This is a genomic window from Brevundimonas nasdae (assembly GCF_016654005.1).
GTDB lineage: Bacteria > Pseudomonadota > Alphaproteobacteria > Caulobacterales > Caulobacteraceae > Brevundimonas > Brevundimonas nasdae.
This window is the reverse complement of record NZ_JAEPWN010000001.1, coordinates 539,451-554,122: the sequence shown is the minus strand read 5'-3', so window position 1 is coordinate 554,122 and position 14,672 is coordinate 539,451. Positions and strand designations below refer to the sequence as shown.

The 14,672-nt window shown below is 67.0% G+C and carries 16 protein-coding genes; 8 read left to right on the top strand and 8 right to left on the bottom strand.

What is annotated here, in order from left to right:
- Positions 1-62 precede the first annotated feature (62 nt).
- The 7 genes from JKF87_RS02710 to JKF87_RS02680 form a co-directional block, all read right to left on the bottom strand.
- Positions 63-1,346, bottom strand: coding sequence for a sugar MFS transporter (locus tag JKF87_RS02710; RefSeq protein ID WP_201097010.1), 1,284 nt, complete (start codon positions 1,344-1,346; stop codon positions 63-65).
- Positions 1,347-1,951: 605 nt separating this feature from the next.
- Positions 1,952-3,391 (bottom strand): M28 family peptidase, encoded by a 1,440-nt coding sequence (locus tag JKF87_RS02705; protein ID WP_201097007.1) that lies wholly within the window; start codon positions 3,389-3,391, stop codon positions 1,952-1,954.
- A 90-nt stretch (positions 3,392-3,481) separates the two neighbouring features.
- Positions 3,482-3,721: a DUF3297 family protein gene (locus JKF87_RS02700; RefSeq protein ID WP_201097005.1), complete on the bottom strand. Its 240-nt coding sequence runs from the start codon at positions 3,719-3,721 to the stop codon at positions 3,482-3,484.
- 90 nt (positions 3,722-3,811) lie between these two features.
- Entirely contained in the window at positions 3,812-4,693 is an 882-nt protein-coding gene (locus tag JKF87_RS02695; RefSeq protein WP_201097003.1) for a MotE family protein, read from the bottom strand.
- Between the two features lie 17 nt (positions 4,694-4,710).
- Positions 4,711-5,289, bottom strand: a complete 579-nt coding sequence (locus JKF87_RS02690) for a DUF6468 domain-containing protein (protein ID WP_201097001.1) — start codon at positions 5,287-5,289, stop codon at positions 4,711-4,713.
- Positions 5,289-6,335 carry a flagellar motor switch protein FliM gene (fliM, locus tag JKF87_RS02685; protein ID WP_201097000.1) on the bottom strand — a complete coding sequence of 349 codons (1,047 nt, stop codon included), beginning with the start codon at positions 6,333-6,335 and terminating at the stop codon, positions 5,289-5,291. Before fliM ends, JKF87_RS02690 begins: the two co-directional genes overlap by 1 nt.
- A 2-nt stretch (positions 6,336-6,337) precedes the next feature.
- Positions 6,338-6,958, bottom strand: coding sequence for a flagellar basal body-associated FliL family protein (locus JKF87_RS02680; RefSeq protein WP_201096999.1), 621 nt, complete (start codon positions 6,956-6,958; stop codon positions 6,338-6,340).
- 182 nt (positions 6,959-7,140) lie between these two features.
- Between JKF87_RS02680 and flgF the strand changes: the two genes are divergently transcribed.
- The 8 genes from flgF to JKF87_RS02640 all read left to right on the top strand — a co-directional run bounded on the left by flgF (position 7,141) and on the right by JKF87_RS02640 (position 13,483).
- Entirely contained in the window at positions 7,141-7,878 is a 738-nt protein-coding gene (gene flgF, locus JKF87_RS02675; protein ID WP_201096998.1) for a flagellar basal-body rod protein FlgF, read from the top strand.
- 14 nt (positions 7,879-7,892) lie between these two features.
- Positions 7,893-8,681: a flagellar basal-body rod protein FlgG gene (gene flgG / locus JKF87_RS02670; RefSeq protein WP_201096996.1), complete on the top strand. Its 789-nt coding sequence runs from the start codon at positions 7,893-7,895 to the stop codon at positions 8,679-8,681.
- A 12-nt stretch (positions 8,682-8,693) separates the two neighbouring features.
- Positions 8,694-9,314: a flagella basal body P-ring formation protein FlgA gene (locus JKF87_RS02665; RefSeq protein ID WP_307417330.1), complete on the top strand. Its 621-nt coding sequence runs from the start codon at positions 8,694-8,696 to the stop codon at positions 9,312-9,314.
- Positions 9,315-9,337: 23 nt separating this feature from the next.
- Positions 9,338-10,069 carry a flagellar basal body L-ring protein FlgH gene (gene flgH / locus JKF87_RS02660; protein ID WP_201096993.1) on the top strand — a complete coding sequence of 244 codons (732 nt, stop codon included), beginning with the start codon at positions 9,338-9,340 and terminating at the stop codon, positions 10,067-10,069.
- Between the two features lie 97 nt (positions 10,070-10,166).
- A complete protein-coding gene (locus JKF87_RS02655; RefSeq protein ID WP_201096992.1) occupies positions 10,167-10,634 on the top strand; it encodes a hypothetical protein in 468 nt (155 codons plus the stop codon).
- Between the two features lie 51 nt (positions 10,635-10,685).
- The gene (locus tag JKF87_RS02650) at positions 10,686-11,111 is read left to right on the top strand and encodes a hypothetical protein (RefSeq protein ID WP_201096990.1); all 426 of its coding nucleotides are present in this window, start codon (positions 10,686-10,688) and stop codon (positions 11,109-11,111) included.
- Positions 11,112-11,194: 83 nt separating this feature from the next.
- Entirely contained in the window at positions 11,195-11,626 is a 432-nt protein-coding gene (locus tag JKF87_RS02645) for a hypothetical protein (protein ID WP_236261038.1), read from the top strand.
- A gap of 63 nt (positions 11,627-11,689) precedes the next feature.
- Complete coding sequence (locus JKF87_RS02640; RefSeq protein ID WP_201096989.1) at positions 11,690-13,483, top strand: DUF885 domain-containing protein; 1,794 nt, start codon at positions 11,690-11,692, stop codon at positions 13,481-13,483.
- 149 nt (positions 13,484-13,632) lie between these two features.
- On the opposite strand, the gene JKF87_RS02635 is transcribed toward JKF87_RS02640, so the two are convergent.
- Positions 13,633-14,643, bottom strand: a complete 1,011-nt coding sequence (locus JKF87_RS02635) for a cysteine synthase A (RefSeq protein ID WP_201096988.1) — start codon at positions 14,641-14,643, stop codon at positions 13,633-13,635.
- Positions 14,644-14,672: the final 29 nt, after the last annotated feature.

Below are 14,672 nucleotides of genomic sequence, written 5' to 3'. Positions count from 1 at the left end.
CTGAAACGACTGAAGGCGGGGTTTCCCCCGCCTTCATGAAGCTTGCCGTTGTTGCAGCCCGATCAGTGGCCTGCAGCAGTCCCAGGCGCATCCGCGTTCAGGGCGCGGGTGCGGGCGCAGGCCAGGGCGAAGGCCACCAGCACCAGATAACCGACCACCGGCACGAAGAAGGCCGGGCTGACAGCCCCCGCCTTGTCGGCGATGAAACCGGCGATCGGAGGCAGGATGGCGCCGCCGATGATGCCGAAGACCAGCAGACCCGAAGTGGCCGAAGGCGAGGCGCTGGACCGCTCCAGCGTCAGGCTGAAGATGGTCGGGAACATGATCGAGTTGAAGAAGCCGATGCCCAGGGCGGCGTAGGCGGCGGTCGCGCCTTCCGTCTGGGTGACGACGACGGCCAGGGATGCGGCGACGATGGTGCAGATCGACAGCAGGACGCCCGCACGGACGCGCGTCAGCAGCGCGCTGCCCACAAAGCGGCCGACCATGGCGGCGCCCCAGTAGTACCAACCGACCATATGACCGGCTTCATGCTCGGCCAGTCCCAGACCTTCGGCCGAATGCAGGAAGGGGATTAGCAGGGTGCCGATGGTCACTTCTGCGCCGACGTAGAAGAAGATGGCCACGGCGCCGAACACAGCCCAGCGCGATTTGAAGGCGGTGAAAGGCGAAACGACGCCCGTGGACTGTTTGCTCTCGACAGCGGCGTCGATGCGCTTGCGGGCGGTCCAGATGAAGATGGCGACCAGGGCGAAGAAGGCGCCCACGGCCAGGAAGGCGAAGTCGATCGACCGCAGGGATTCCCCACGCGTCGAGGCCGTCACCACCGCATCAGCGGCGAAGACGCCGCCCGTCAGCAGGATGGTCGAACCGATGACCGGACCCAGGGTCGCGCCCAGAGAGTTGAAGGCCTGCGAGAAGGTCAGACGCAGGTGCGCCGTCTTGGGCGCGCCCAGCGAGGCCGACAGCGGGTTGGCCGCAACCTGCAGCAGAGTCACGCCCGAAGCGATGATGAACAGCGACAGCAGCACCAGTGGATAGACGTCGACGATGGTCGCCACCGGCACCAGCAAACAACCCAGAACCATGGTCCCCAGGGCCGCGATGATGGCGCGGCTGTAGCCCAGCTTGGACAGCAGCCAGGCCGCGGGCAGCGAGGCCAGGCCATAGGCGATGAACCAGGCCGAGGCCGTCAGCATGGCTTCCGCCAGGCTCAGGTCGAACACGCGACGCACGGCGGCGATCAGCGGATCGATCAGCGAAGTGACGAAGCCCCAGGCGAAGAAAAGGCTGGTGACATAGGCGAACGCAAGGCCGTTGCCCTTGCCGCCGACGGATGTATTCATGATGGTCCCCCTACGAACTGCATCGTGACGCGCAGTTTCATTGCGCCGGCGCATAGCCACGGCGACTTCATTGAACATAAATTATCCATAGAGACAACGCAGCGGCAGCGCTGTTTTAAACGCTGTAGCAAACCGTGATGTTAGCGGTCACGACTTGCGCCATTACATCAGCCGAATTTGGTATTGTGGTGCGGGCGGCCGGAATCGAACCGGCACGGGCGTACGCCCGACGGATTTTCATACCACTTCGGCTTTCGCCGCCGCCCATGGGACGTTCGTGGTCTGGACTATCCCTTCGCCATGGCCCGAAGGCTTTAGGCGCCGCCCGTCTAGTCTCTACACCTTCCCGTCACAGGGACGGGCTTGGCTCGGGATCGCCATTTTACAGGGTTCCCCGAATTTGAGCGGTTCTACGTCCGGGATTTCCCCCGGCGCACTCAATCCTTCAGCTTAAGTCCGTTGCGTCTACCAGTTCCGCCACGCCCGCAGGCCGAACCGGCTCTATAGCGGCCCCTGCGCGGAGAGCCAATGCCAAGCATGGCCGACAACCACAGCGAAGGCTGAAATCACGCCATCCCGCAACCGTCGGCTTTGCTTTCGACCGGTCAGCGGGCGCTGGGCGCCGCCGCGGCGGCCTGAGGCAGCGCCCGGAAATCAACGTCCGAATCGGCGATCAGCCAGACCAGTCCCGCCCAGGCGGCGACGTTCTGGCTCAGTTGCGCCGGATCGATCTTGTCCAGGGTGTCGTTGGCCGTGTGGTGCAGGTCGAAATAACGCGTCCCGTCCTGCGCCAGCCCGAAGAAGGGCACGCCCAGCGGCCCTAGAGGCCCGACGTCGACGCCGCCCTCCGTCTCCACCTGCGACGAGGACAGGACGCCGATCGGATAGAGGACCCGGTTCGCGGCCTTCTGGAAGTCCGAACCCTGCGCGCCCGCAGGCAGGCGCAGGGCATAGACGCGGTCGGCGCCGAAATCGCTTTCGCCGGCGATCACGTGTTTCTCGACCGCCGCGCCCTGATTGCGGGCGTAAACCCCGCCGCCGTTGCCGGTCTCACGCGTCGGCTGGGCCACCTCTTCCGACCCGTACAGGACGACGCGGATCGTGCGGGCGGCGCGCTGGCCGCTGGCGGCGATGGCCTTGGCGGCGGCGATGGTGATGGCCCCGCCCGCCGCGTCGTCGATGGCGCCCGTGCCCTGATCCCAGCTGTCCATGTGCGAGCCTAGGACGATGATCTCATCCGGCCGCGTCGCCCCAGGCAGGTCGCCGATCACATTCTGGCTGTGGGTCTGATAGGTGCGGGCGGTGGACGACAACCGCAGACGCACCGGCTCCCCCAACGCGATCAGTCGGCTGACCTGATCCGCGTCCGGCGCCGACAGGGCGAAGGACGGCACGGTGGCCTTGCCGTCCACATACTGGGTCGTGCCGGTGTGCGGCAGACGGTTCTCGTCGGACCCGACCGAGCGCAGGATGAAGGCCGCCGCCCCCTTGGCCGCCGCAACCCCCGGCCCGGCGCCGCGCACCCGCGTCTGCGGGCCATAGCCGGAGCCGTCCTGCATCGGATGCATCTGGCCCAGGTCGACATAGACGATCTTGCCGCGCACCGAGGCGTCAGGTGCGGCGCGCAAGTCGTCCAGAGTGGTGAACCGGACCACATCGGCCTCGATCCCGCCGCGCGGCGTGGCGGGCGAATGGCCCAGCGCGGCCAGGACCAACGGCTGGGGATGGGCGCCGATGATCGCGCCGGAATCCTCCCCCCGCTCCCACCCAACCAGCGGGAATTCTTCGATGCGGACGTTCTGGAAACCCTGTGCGCGCAGATAGTCAGCGGCCCAGGCGGCGGCCTGCTGCTCCGACCGTGAACCGGCCGGGCGCGGCCCGAACCGCGTGGTGATCTGGGTGACGTAGTCCAGCGCCACATTGGACTTCAGCGCCGCGTCGCGGATGACTGCGGCCTGGGCCTCTGTTCGGGCGTCCTGGGCGACGGCTGGCGCGGCGACAAGGCCAAGCGCCAGCGCGCTGACGGTCAACAGACGAATGGACATCAGCAGCTCCGGAATCAGACCCGTTTCAAAACCGGCCTGACCCTAGTCCCGCCTCACCGTCCCCGGAAAGTCAGTTATGAGGCCGGCAGATCAGTTATTCTGAAAATAGGGCTCGACCACGCCCTGCAGCTTGACGGTCAGGGCCTTGCCCTTGCGGTCCACGCGGTTGCCCAGCGCCAGACGGACCCAACCTTCGGAAACGCAGTATTCCTCGACGTTGGTCTTTTCTTCGCCCTTGAAGCGGATGCCGACGCCGCGCTGCAGCACGTCTGCATCGTGGTGCGGGCTGGACGGATCAACCGAAAGGCGGTCGGGGGGCGTGTCGGACATGAGGCGGCTCGGATCTTGGAAAGGCGCGGTGATAGCCTCACCCGCGCCATCTGCCAACCGCCGCGACGGATTGGCGCCGCTCCTTAGCCGTTACTGCACCGTCTGGCGGGGCGTCGCAGCAGGAACCGGAGCGGGCTGCGGGGCGGGTGCGGCAGGGCGCGCCGCCGGACGGCGCACGGGCGCGCGCGTCGCCGGGCGCGGCGCCTCGGACGTGGCTTCAGGCTTGGCCTCTGCGGCTGCGGGCGTCGAGGCAGGACGGGCGACGGGCCGAGCGACGGGGGCGGGTTGAACCGCCGACGTCGGCGCGGGCGCAGGCGTGGCGGCTTCGGCGGCGACGGCGCGGGCGGCCATCTGCTGCGCCTGGAAGCGCGCGGCCAGTTTCTCGGTCAGCTCCTTGGCCTGGGCGGGGGTCATCTGAGCCATGACGGCGGCCAGGGTGCGCGGGCGCATGGCGGCGGCGACGGGCAGGCGCACCCGGTCCTCCAACGACGCCATGACCGGGGCGGCGTCCTTGGGACGCATGGCGGAATAGACCTGGACCAGACGGTCGGTTTCTTCCTTCTCGCGCTCGCCCACCTGCCCCACCAACTGGCGCATCTCGGTCTTCAGGGCTTCCATGGCCTGGATCTTGGCGTCCAGCTTCTGTTCGGCGGCGACCATCAGCGGCAGGGTTGTGGCGAAGTCCTGATCACGCGCGTCCAGCTGGGTGCGACGTTGCGACAGGGACTGGATGATCTTCAACTCGGCGGGAGAAATCCCCGCCTGCTGGGCCAGTTGTTCAGGTGACAGGGCGCAGGCGCCGGACAGCGCCGGCTTGCCCGCGACACTGGCCACCGAGGCGGCAGGCATGGAATCCTCAGCCCAGGCCTTGGCCCCCTGGAAAAGCTCCGGCGCAGCCCCGACGGCGCGCACGGCCACCACCCCGCCGATGGCGACGGCGATGAGGGGCAGAAGGCGAGGTATGCGGGCCATTCAGCAGGTTCCGGAAATCAGGCGGCGAACAGGTCGTCGTCGAGATTACGACGCGCAGCATTGAGGCTTTGTTTGGCGGCTTGGTTAGCGGACTTGCCCGCGCTCAGGGCCTGGACGATGGCGGCGACATTGTCACGCCCCGCAGACGGCGCCGGGCGTCGCGTGGCGGACGGGGCCGCAATCCCTTGAATACGCTCAGCCAATGCGGCCATTCGACGGGCGCGGGCTTCGTCCTCGGTCGGCTCGGCGACCGGCGGCGCGACCTGACGAAGGGTTAGCGGCTCGACGTGGTGGGGCGCTTCTTCACGTTTCGGCACGCCGACGGGCGCGCGTGCGATCAGGGATTCCAGTTGCGCCTTCACTTCGCGGGCCTTGATGATGCGGTCGTGCAGCAGATCCGTCTCCTGCCCCGAGGCCCGCAACGTCGCCAGCGCCGTCTCTGCACGGCCTGCGGCGGAGTTCAGTTCGCTGACGGCGTTGGCGAAGGCCAGCTGTCCCGCACGCAGGGCCGTCAGCTTGCGCTCTAGCTTGACGCCATAGCCGATCGCCGCGACCAGCAGCAGCATAAGCACCGCGTCCATGATCATGCCGGCCATCAGCGTGGTCCTTTCATGCGGGCGGCGACCTCTGGGTTCACCGGCGCCTCGATACGAATGGCGATATGCTGGCCCTTACGGCCCATGCGGCCGGTGGTCAGCGGGATGGAGCCCGCGCGAATCGAAACCTCCGAGTCAGGCGTAGCATTAAGCATCATGGTGTCGCCGACCTTCAGGTCCAACACTTTCGACAGGGGCAGCTGCTGTTCGTCCAGAACCGCCCTGACTTCGGTGTCGGTGGTCCAGATTTCGGTGGCCAGGTGGCCTTCCCAGATATTGTCGCGCCCGAACTTCTCGCCCATGAACTGCTGCAACAGCATCTTGCGGATCGGCTCCAGCGTCGCATAGGGCAGCAGCAGCTCGATCCGCCCGCCGCGATCCTCCATGTCGATCCGCAGCTTGATCAGGATGGCGGCGTTGGCCGTGCGCGCGATGGCGGCGAAGCGGGGGTTGGTCTCCAGCCGGTCCAGGTTGAAATGCACGGGCGTCAGCGGCTCGAACGCCTGGCGCGCATCGTTCAGCACCACCTCGACCATCCGCTGCACCAGCGCCCGTTCGATAGTGGTGTAGGGCCGCCCCTCGATCCGCAGCGCCGCCGTGCCGCGACGACCGCCCAGCAGCACGTCGACGATCGAATAGATCAGGTTGGAATCGACCGTCAGCAGGCCGTAGTTGTCCAGCTCCTCAGCGCGAAACACAGCCAGGATCGCCGGCAGCGGGATCGAGTTCAGATAATCGCCGAACCGGATCGACGAAATGTTGTCCAGCGACACTTCGACGTTGTCCGAGGTGAAGTTGCGCAGGGACGTCGTCATCAACCGCACAAGGCGGTCGAACACGATCTCCAGCATCGGCAGCCGCTCATAGCTGACCAAAGCAGAGTTGATGATGGCGCGGATGCCCGACCGCTCAGAGCCGTCGTCGTCGCCCATGTCAAAGCCCAGCAGGCTGTCGATCTCATCCTGATTCAGGACGCGTTCGGACAGGGGCTCTTCGATGCCGCCGCTCAGATCGCCGAAAGGATTGGCCGCCGTAGTGTCGGTCATGCCTACTGCACCAGCATTTCTTCGATCAGCACGGCGTCCACCTTGCCGGGCGCGGCGATCAGGTTGACGCGGCGCAGGATCTCGGCGCGCAGCTGATAGGTTCCCGCCGACCCGCTCAGGTCTTCGGGACGCAGTTCGCGCATGAAGCTGGTGAACATGTCCTGCAGGCGGGGCATTTCAGACTGCAGGCGGGTGGCGACGCGGGCGTCCTTCATCTCCAGCGTCAGCTTCAGCTTCAGGAAGGTCGGACGACCATCCGCCGACTGGATGTTCATGACCATGTCCGGCAGGGTGTAGAAGGTCACCCCGTCAGGCCCGGCGGCGACCTTGCCCAGCGCCGGATCAATCTCGCCGCCCTTCTTGTCGGATTTGCCATGGCCGCCTTCACCCGGCGCTGCGGGCGCTTCGCCATGCGCCTCGGCGGATTTGGGCTTCATCATGAGGAAGGCGGCGGCCCCGCCGCCGCCCAGCACCACGAGCGCCGCCGGAATGATGATCAGCAGCAGGGGCGGCTTCTTTTTCTTGGGCGCGGCGTCGCCTTCAACGCCCTCGCCTTCCGCGACCGCAGGCAGATTGGCGGCGTCCCCGGCGGCGTCGCCCTTCTTCTTGCCCAGCTTGAACATGCGGTTGATCGCCCCGACGAATATGGCGGTCAGGATCAGCCCGGTTTGGTTAACGCCGCGTTTACAATGGGCAGGTTTTGCCGGGCGCCTATCTCCGCAACGCCGCTGAAACCCCCATGCCGCCTGGATTAACCCTGTTGGCATGCCTGTTGCGAGGGTGAGAGCGAAGGAGCTCGCCCACCGTGGAAAACGCCGCCTATATCGGACTGTCCCGCCAGATGACGCTGCGCCGCGAGCTCGACCTCGTGGCCAACAACATCGCCAATGCGGATACGACCGGCTTCAAGGTCGAACAGCTTCTGGTCGGCGCCGAGATCGGCCAGCGCGCCCGCAACGACTCGATCCGCCCCAGCGCCAGCTTCGTCCTGGACAATGGGGTGGGCCGCGATTTCGGCCAGGGCTCGATCAAGACCACCGGCCGCCCGCTGGACTTCGCGCTGGACGGCGAAGGCGCCTTCTTCGTGGTTCAGGACGCCAACGGTCAGGCCTACACCCGCGACGGCGCCTTCACGATGGATCCGGAAGGCCGCCTGACCACCAAACAGGGCCTGCCGGTTCTGGGCGGCGGGGCCGAAATCGTGCTCGACCCGGAGCTGGGCCCGCCCAGCATCGGCCCCGACGGCAGCATCACGCAGAACGGACGGATCACCGGCCAGATGTCCTCGGTCCGGTTCGACGCCCTGGGCGTGCTGGAAAAGGGCGGCGACGGCCTTTACCGCAACCGCTCCAACGTCCAGCCGACCGAAACCACGGACGTGCCGATCCTGCAGGGAATGCTGGAGTCCTCCAACGTCAATCCGCTGGTCGAGATCACCAATCTCGTCGAAATCAGCCGCGCCTACGAAAGCGTCAGCCGGATGGTCGAAAACACCAATGACCTCAGCCGTCGCGCCGTCGAGCGCCTCGGCAAGGCCGCTTAAGGGAGCCCCGGAACATGCGCGCTCTTCGCACCGCAGCCTCGGGCATGGCCGCCCAGCAGCTGAACGTGGAAGTCATTTCCAACAACATCGCCAACATGAACACGGTGGGCTTCAAGAAGCAGCGCGCCGAGTTTCAGGACCTGCTCTACCACAACGTCGAACGCATGGGCGCGCAGTCGTCGGCACAGGGCACCGTGGTCCCCACCGGCATCCAGATCGGTGCGGGCGTCAAGGCGGGCGCCGTCTATCGCATGACCGAACAGGGCACGCCCCAGGCCACCGGCAATCCGTACGACATGGCCATCGACGGCAAGGGCTATTTCCAGATCACCCTACCCTCGGGTGAGATCGGCTATACCCGCGCGGGCAATCTTCAGGTCAGCCCGGAAGGCCAGATCGTCACCGACGACGGCTATCTGCTGGAACCGGCCATCACCATCCCGCAGGACACGCTGAAGGTCTCCATCTCCAAGAGCGGCCTGGTCCAGGTGACCCAGGACGGCCAGGCGGCGCCAACGACCGTAGGCCAGATCGAACTGGCCAACTTCTTCAACGAGGCAGGTCTGGAAGCCATCGGCGACAATCTGCTGCTGGAGACCGCCGCCTCCGGCCCGCCCATCGTCGGCACGCCCGCTTCGGTCGGCTTCGGCCAGATCATGCAGTTCTACACCGAGGCCTCGAACGTCGACGCCGTCACCGAGATCAGCGCCCTGATCGTGGCCCAGCGCGCCTATGAGATGAACTCCAAGGTCATCAGCGCCGCCGACGAGATGCTGTCCGTCGCCGCCCAGGTGAAGAGCTAGATCATGACCCTGATCCGCACCTTCCTGATCGCCGCCGCCGTCAGCGCCCTGTCCGCAGGCGCCGCCATGGCCGGTCCTGTCACCCTCAAGGCCAATCCCGTCAACGCGGATGGCCGCGTCACCCTGGGCGACATCTTCGACGGAGCAGGCGTGGCCGCCAATGTCGTCGTGGCCCAGCGTTCCGGCCCCTCGATCGTGATGGAAGCCAGCCAGCTCCAGGCCATCGCCGCGCGTTCCGGCCTGACCTGGGACAACCCGACCGGCCTGCGTCGCGTCGCCATCCGACGCGATGACGGCGCCGCCGCGCCTGCCGCCGTCATCGCCGCAGCCCCCGGCGCCACGCCCGCACAGCCGGGCTTCACCCCGCCCGCCCGCGCCGCCTATCGCCCGTCCGCGGCCCAGCAGGTCATCGACCGCAACGACATGGTGCGCGTCACCTATCAGGTCGGCGGCGTGAACCTGAGCATCATGGGCAAGGCCATGCGCAACGCCGCCGTGGGCGAGCCGGTCGCCATCCTGAACACAGCCTCCAACCGGGTCATCGACGCCGTCGCCACCGGCCCCGGTCAGGCCATCGCCGGTCCCGCCGCCGATCAGGCCCGCGCCAACCCGCAACAGTTCGCAGCCCGCTAAGTCCCGCTGAGGAAATGACAGTCATGCGTAAGATTCTGATCATCGCCGCCGCCTTCGCCCCCCTGGCCGCCTGCTCCACCGTTGCAGAAACCGTTCGCGGGCCAGAGTTGGCGCCCATCGGCTATCCCGCCGCCCTGGTTCCGGTGCAGCAGGCCTATATGCCAGCCCCTGGCGGACGCGACGCCACGCCCGCCAGCGCCAACAGCCTGTGGCGCGTCGGCGCCCGCACCTTCTTCGGCGACCAGCGCGCCCGCCACGTTGGTGACATTCTGACGGTCCAGATCTCCATTGACGATCAGGCCCAGACCCGCAACTCGACCCAGCGCGCCCGCACCAACAGCGCCTCTGGCGGCGTCACACACTTCTTCGGTCTGGAGAACAGCCTGGGCCGCGCCTTCCCCGGCGGCTTCGACCCCGCCAACATGGTCGGCACCGAAGGCGCCGCCAACTCGGCAGGCAGCGGCAGCGTCAACCGCTCGGAAAAGGTCAATCTGACCATCGCGGCCGTCGTCACCGACGTCCTGTCCAACGGCAATCTGGTCATTCAGGGTCGGCAGGAAGTGCGCACCAACCGCGAGGTGCGCGAACTGACCGTCGCCGGGATCGTGCGCCCGGAAGATATTTCCTCGGCCAACGCCATCAACCACACCCAGATCGCCGAAGCCCGCATCTCCTACGGCGGTCGCGGCGACATCAGCCGGATGCAGACCACGCCCGCCGCCCAGTCGCTGGTCGAGCGTTTCAGCCCCTTCTGACGGCTGAGGCTGAACGGCAACAGTTCACGGCCTGCGTCACCGGGGCCGTGAACCCCTGACGGATACCCGCGTTTGTCGATCAGACGCGAGTATCCGCATGTTCAAGGCTCTGATCCCCGCCGCCGCCGCCATCGCCCTGGTCGCATTCGCCGCCCGGCCGCAGACGCTTGACGCCTCGATCCATGATGTCCCGACAATGACCTGGCGCCTCAACTATGAGGACCAGACGGCCAAACTGACCTATGGCGTGGACAACTCCGACCAGCTGGCCCTGATGATCACCTGCCAGCCGGGCGAGCCCATGGCGGTGGTCTATGGCTATGTCCAGCCGGACAGCCCGCGCCTGACGCCCGCGACCCTGGGGCCGACGCCCATTGATCCCCTCAGCGGGGGCGACGCCTCTGAATCTTTCATTGCGTTGAATGATCCGACCCTGGCGGCCCTGGCCAGAGACGGTGCCCTGCGCGTGGTCGGAGAGGCTGGATCGTCCGTCATTCCGGCCTCTGTGCAGGAACGGCGTCTGGCCGCGGACTTTCTTGCCTATTGCGGTTCTGCGCGCGTCTGACGACAGTGCAGCCCGGCGCGGCGTTGCGCGTCGTCAGTTGAGTCCCGCCCCATGAGCCTTGTCCTGTCGGCTGTCCTGGCCCTGGCGCTGCAGAATCCGCCGCCCGCCGCCTGGACCTGGACCCTGTATGGCAATGAGGCCCCGCTGGTCCTGGCCGAAGAGGTGCCGGACACCGACCGCCTGCGCACCACCCTGTCGTGCCAGCCCGGCTCAGGCACGGTGACGCTGGACCTGTACGAGACGCCCGCCGCCACCGGTTTCGCCCGCATCACCGCCGGAGACGCCGCCGCGACCAGCGAGGCGCGCGCCGCCCGTGGCCGCATGGAGACGACCGTGCGCGTCGATCACCCCGTCTTCGCCGCCTTCGTCACCACCGGACGCATCACCGTGACGATCGGCGACAGCCAGACCGTCGTCACCGTCCAACCCGCACACCTCGCCAAGCTGCGCCGCTTCACTGACCGCTGCGCCGGATAAGGAGCCTGACCCTGCGCCCGCTCAAACTAATCCCGTCCCTGCTGGCCCTGTCCGTTCTGGCCGCCTGCGCCGCCAACACGCCGATGGCGTCGCTGTCGCCTGGCGCCCCCGCGTCGGCCCCGCTGCCGGTCGCCAACCATGACTGGTTCTTCGACCGCGACCGTCAGGAGCTGACCCTGGCCTACGGCATCGCCAACAGTGATGATCTGAAGCTGCAGCTTGTCTGCCAGTCCGGCTCGGGCGCGCTGGAGCTGGCCGCCGTCTTCGACCGACCTTCGCGCGTCTTGCTGCTGGAATCCGGCGGCGACACCGAACGCTATCCCGCCCGCTCCGAACCGGCGGGCATCCATGAAGGCCAGTATGTCACGGCCAACGCCAAGACCAAGGACCCGGTGTTTCAGCGTTTCCGCAGCTTGGGCTGGATCGCCCTGTGGGAAGGCGAAAACCGCGAGCCGCTGGTCGCACACCCCGCCAGCCAGACCAACATCGAACGCTTCTTCGCCGCCTGCGGCTGACCATCACGGCTTGACGCGCCCGCCGGGCTTCGATTGCCTGTGCAGAAAATCGCGGAGGGCGTCATGAAGATTTCCAACCTGGCCATCTTGGCCGTGCTGGCGGCTGCGTCGCCGGTCGTCGTCATGGCCCAGACGCCGCCCACCGCCGTCGCGCCTGCGGCTGCACCGGGCGACGCCGCCCTGGACGCCGTGGTCGCCGACTATGAAACCTATCTGAAGTCCGTCGATCCCTTCTCGGCCTCCAGCGAGGGCGATGTCGAGGCGATGGCGCGCGTGCCGGACCTGTCGCGCGCATTCGAACTGGCCCAGCGCGCGCCGTTGACGAACCTGTTGAACCGGGTTCAGGCCATCGACCCGGCAAGTCTTTCCCACGGCGCGGGGATCAACCACGCCTTCCTGCTGTTCATCCTGAGCCGCGCCATCGAAGGTCTGGACTATGACTCCGGCGCCCTGGCCTTTGACAGCGAGGGCGGGCCCGGCACATGGGCCCTCTACATCGGCGGGTCGACCCGTCTGAACTCAGTTGCGGAGGCCGAGGCCTATATCCAGCGCATCCGCGCCTTCGGGACCCTCTACGCCCAGACGACCGACAATGCGCGACGGGGCCTGTCGACCGGCCTAATCCAGGCCCGGTCCGTCACCGAAAGCGCTATCCAGCTGGCGCGCAACGACGTCGCGATCAGGCCGGACGCCGAGCCGCTGCTGGCGCCCTTCGCCACCCTGCCCGCCAATGTGCCGCAGGCTGAGAAGGCCCGGCTTCAGGCCGCGGGCGCCGCCGCCGTCGCCTCGGCCATCGTTCCCGCCCGCCGCGCCTGGCTGGGTTTCCTCGAAACCGACTATCTGCCCAAGACGCCGACCACGCCCGGCATCGGCAATCGTCCGGGCGGCAAGGCCCTGTACGCCTATCTGGTGCGTCAGCACACCACCACCGAACTGACCCCCGATCAGGTCCACCAGATCGGCCTGGACGAGGTCGCCCGCATCCGCGCCCGCATGGAGGTCGAGATGCGCGCGGCGGGCTGGACTGGCGATTTCGCGGGCTTCCTGAACTTCCTGCGCACCGATCCGCAGTTCTACGCCAAGACCCGCGAAGAGTTGCTGGAGAAGGCGTCGGAAATGGCAAAGCGGGCCGATGGCGGCCTGCCGCCCCTGTTCGCCACCCTGCCCCGCCTGCCCTATGACGTGCAGCCGGTCCCGGCCCAGATCGAGGAGAACTACACCACCGGCCGCTACAACCCCGGTTCGATGCAGAACGGCGTACCCGGCCACTACATCGTCAATACGTCCAAGCTGGACCAGCGCCCGCTGTACGAACTGCCCGCCCTGACCCTGCACGAGGCCGTTCCCGGCCACCACCTGCAGATCGCGCTGCAGCAGGAAGGCGGGGGCCAGCCCTATTTCCGGCGTCAGGCCAATGTCACCGCCTTCACCGAGGGTTGGGGCCTGTATTCCGAATATCTGGGCGAGGAGATGGGCTTCTACCGCACGCCCTATGAGCGGTTCGGCCGCCTGTCTTATGAGATGTGGCGCGCCTGCCGTCTGGTCGCCGACACCGGCCTGCACTGGCTGGGCTGGTCAGAGGAACAGGCCCGCGCCTGTTTCCGCGACAACTCCGCGCTCGCCCCGCACAATATCGAGACCGAGCTTCAGCGCTATATCGGCTGGCCAGGTCAGGCCACGGCCTACAAGATCGGCGAAATCCGCCTGCGCGAGATCCGCGAACGGGCCGAGCGCGAACTGGGTCCCAAGTTCAACATCCGCACCTTCCACGACGCCCTGCTGGTCGAAGGCCCCCTGCCGCTGGCCCTGCTTGACCACCGCATGGACGCCTGGATCGCCGAGCAGAAAGCGAAGTGAAATCTTTCCCTTCTCCCTTTGGGAGAAGGTGGCCCGCAGGGCCGGATGAGGGTTCTGCTAGACCGTGGCGCCATAGCCCCTCACCCTTTCGCGCTAGAACGACGGCTGCGCCGTCGTGCGCTCAAGCCCTCTCCCGACGGGAGAGGGTGTCAGTTCGCGACTTTCACCCACTCCGGCGTCGGCAATCCCTTGGACCGCAGGAATTCCGGATTGAACAACTTGGTCGCATAGCGCGAGCCGGGGTCGCACAGGCAGGTCACAATCGTCTTGCCCGGCCCGATCTCGCGCGCCAACCGCACCGCCCCGGCGATATTCACCCCCGCCGATCCGCCCAGCGACAGGCCTTCATATTTCACCAGATCGAACAGGATCGGCAGGAACTCCGCATCCTCGATCCGGTAAGCGTGATCCGGTGTGAAGCCTTCCAGATTGCCGGTGATCCGCGCCACCCCGATACCCTCCGTGATGGACGAACCTTCACCCGTCATCTGGTTCTTCGTGAACCAGTTGAACATGGCCGCGCCCGCCGGATCGGCCAGGGCGATGGTCACATCCGGCTTCTGTTCGCGCAGATAGGCCGAGACGCCGGCGATCGTACCGCCAGACCCGACCGCCGAGACGAAGGCGTCCACGCGCCCCTCTGTCTGGTTCCAGATTTCCGGGCCGGTCGTCTGATAGTGGGCGTCACGATTGGCGGTGTTGTCGAACTGGTTGGACCAGACGGCGCCGTCCGGTTCGCTTTCGTTCAGTTCCTCGGCCAGACGCCCGGAATAGTGGACGAAATGGTTCGGGCTGGAGAAGGGGGCAGCGTCCACCTCAACCAGACGCGCGCCCAACGACCGGATCGCCGCCTTCTTTTCCTCGGACTGGGTGCGCGGAATGACGATGACGACCGGATGACCCAGCGCCGCCCCGACCAGAGCCAGACCGATGCCGGTGTTGCCCGCCGTGCCTTCCACAATCGTACCGCCCGGCCGCAGGGCGCCGGACGCCCGCGCCGCCTGCACGATGGACAGGGCCGCGCGATCCTTGATCGACTGGCCAGGGTTCATGAACTCGGCCTTGCCCAGAATCTCGCACCCCGTCTCGTCGGACAGGCGGTTCAGGCGCACCAGCGGCGTATTGCCGATCAGGTCGATGACAGAGGGCGTGACAGACACGTTGCAGCTTTCAGGCAGGGTCGAACGAG